This window comes from Allobosea sp. P4_C6, assembly GCF_056402015.1.
Genome location: NZ_JBFUIF010000221.1, coordinates 1 through 1,723 on the forward strand (window position 1 = coordinate 1; position 1,723 = coordinate 1,723).

Here is a 1,723-nt window from a genome sequence, read left to right on the forward strand (position 1 = left end):
GTTCTGACTCCGCCTCTACCTGATTATCGGATCGGCTCCTGGGGTCGGTTGGATGGCCGAGATCGGTTCTCGTAGCTGCAGCGCTGCCGCCTCGGCATCATCTCCGGCCAGCAGTGCGTCGAGATCCTTTTTCTTCAGCTCCTCACTCGGTACGTCGATCGGGTCCTCGCCCGTCTCGCGCAGAGCCTCCCGCAATTCCTCAAGATGGTCGAATATGGCGCCGCGCCGCGCCCGATCGCCGACGAAGTCTTCTTGTCCCGGGCCTCGAGGTTGTAGCTCGTGATGATGACTGAAGGGAGCTGGGTGGCGCCGTGGGAGCCATTGGGCCGATTGGACTTCGAATTCCTTGCCATGGGAGCCTGGTCGCTGCGAGACACCAAGGGGACCGTGGCGAAGGAGTTCCTGAGCTGGCTGCCTGGTCTCCAGGGGTCGCCGCGCCGGGCTCACGGTCGCCAAGCACCAAGAACAGGCGCCACACCCGTCGCTCCCGTTCCAAGCATCGGATTGAGCGCTCGAAGCTCGGCTACGCCGGGCCCAGGAGGATATGTGTCTCGGACTTGGAGATGCCGTCCATAATCCTGATGCCGCTCACTAGCCGATTGAATGCGGGCATGTCCGCGACCTCGATTTCGGCAATCAGGTCCCAGAGACCATTTGTCGTGTGGAGACCGGCAAATCCGGGGTTAAGCCTCAACGCCGCTACGGTCTTCTTAACGTTCCGCCCTTCTAGCTCGATCATCATTATGCCGCGTATCCGATCGGTTGATTCGATCTCCTTCATCCGAACCGTGAATCCCGCAATGGTCCCGTTTGCGATCAAGCGATCCATCCGGGTTTGAACGGTGCCGCGGGCGACGCGCAGAAGCTTGGCCAACGTCGGAACCGTGGACCGGGCATTGACGCGAAGTTCGGCGATCAGCCGATAGTCGAGGTCGTCCATTGAGCTACCGATTCTGACACGTAAGCTGACGAATCCGACAGTATCAGCTTCAAATCGGCCCGGCAGGCCGTTCATGCGGATCATGAGGTCGCCTATCTTCGGGCCGCCCTCAGTACATTTGGAACGTCGCGATGGAACCACAGCTGAAGCCGGAATTCGGGCGTCGCGTTCGGGAGCTTTCGTGCTCCCTGGTTGGGTGGGGTAGCGAAACCGGAACTACCGGTGAGGCAGAGTTCGGAGCGAAGCTCGCGGAACTGCTTGGCGAAATACCCTACTTCCGCGATCACCCTGATCAGATTCGCCTTGTCGACAGTCACGGAGACCCCATTACCCAAAGTGTCGTGGCAATCGTGCGGGGGCAGGGGGCCCGGACGCTGGCGCTGGCAGGACACTACGATGTGGTTTCAATAGCGAACTATCGCGAACTCGGCCCACTTGCCTTCAAGCCCGATGAGCTGCTGCAGGCCTTGTTCGCCGATCTCCAGAGCAGGCCCTTGAACGCCGCCGAGCAACGTGCCTTGGAGGATCTGAATAGCGGTGAGTTCCTACCTGGTCGGGGCCTGCTCGATATGAAGAGCGGGATCGCGGCTGGAATTGCCGTCCTAGAAGCCTTTGCCACCGAGCCAGATAGGCCAGGCAATCTCATTCTCATCGCGACGCCTGATGAGGAGAGGGGTTCGAGGGGGATGCGGAGCCTTCGGGATGCTCTGCCCGGCATTGCGCGCGAGTTTGGGCTCGACATCCAGGCGGGCATCAACCTTGATGCGACGAGCGATCAGGGAG

The 1,723-nt window shown here is 60.8% G+C and carries 2 protein-coding genes; one reads left to right on the plus strand and one right to left on the minus strand.

Annotation, left to right across the window (positions count from 1 at the left end; all coding sequences use genetic code 11):
- Nucleotides 1-523: 523 nt before the first annotated feature.
- On the minus strand, nt 524-1,024 hold the full coding sequence (locus tag AC1DVA_RS28110) for an Lrp/AsnC family transcriptional regulator (RefSeq protein ID WP_476808086.1): 501 nt from the start codon (nt 1,022-1,024) through the stop codon (nt 524-526).
- 47 nt (nt 1,025-1,071) lie between these two features.
- Between AC1DVA_RS28110 and AC1DVA_RS28115 the strand changes: the two genes are divergently transcribed.
- On the plus strand, nt 1,072-1,723 hold a 652-nt coding region (locus tag AC1DVA_RS28115), incomplete at its 3' end, for a M20/M25/M40 family metallo-hydrolase (RefSeq protein WP_476808087.1).

What these genes read in the sequence shown, in the direction of transcription:
- AC1DVA_RS28110 (WP_476808086.1), bottom strand. Translation starts at nt 1,024, where the DNA reads ATGATCCGCATGAACGGCCTGCCGGGCCGATTTGAAGCTGATACTGTC.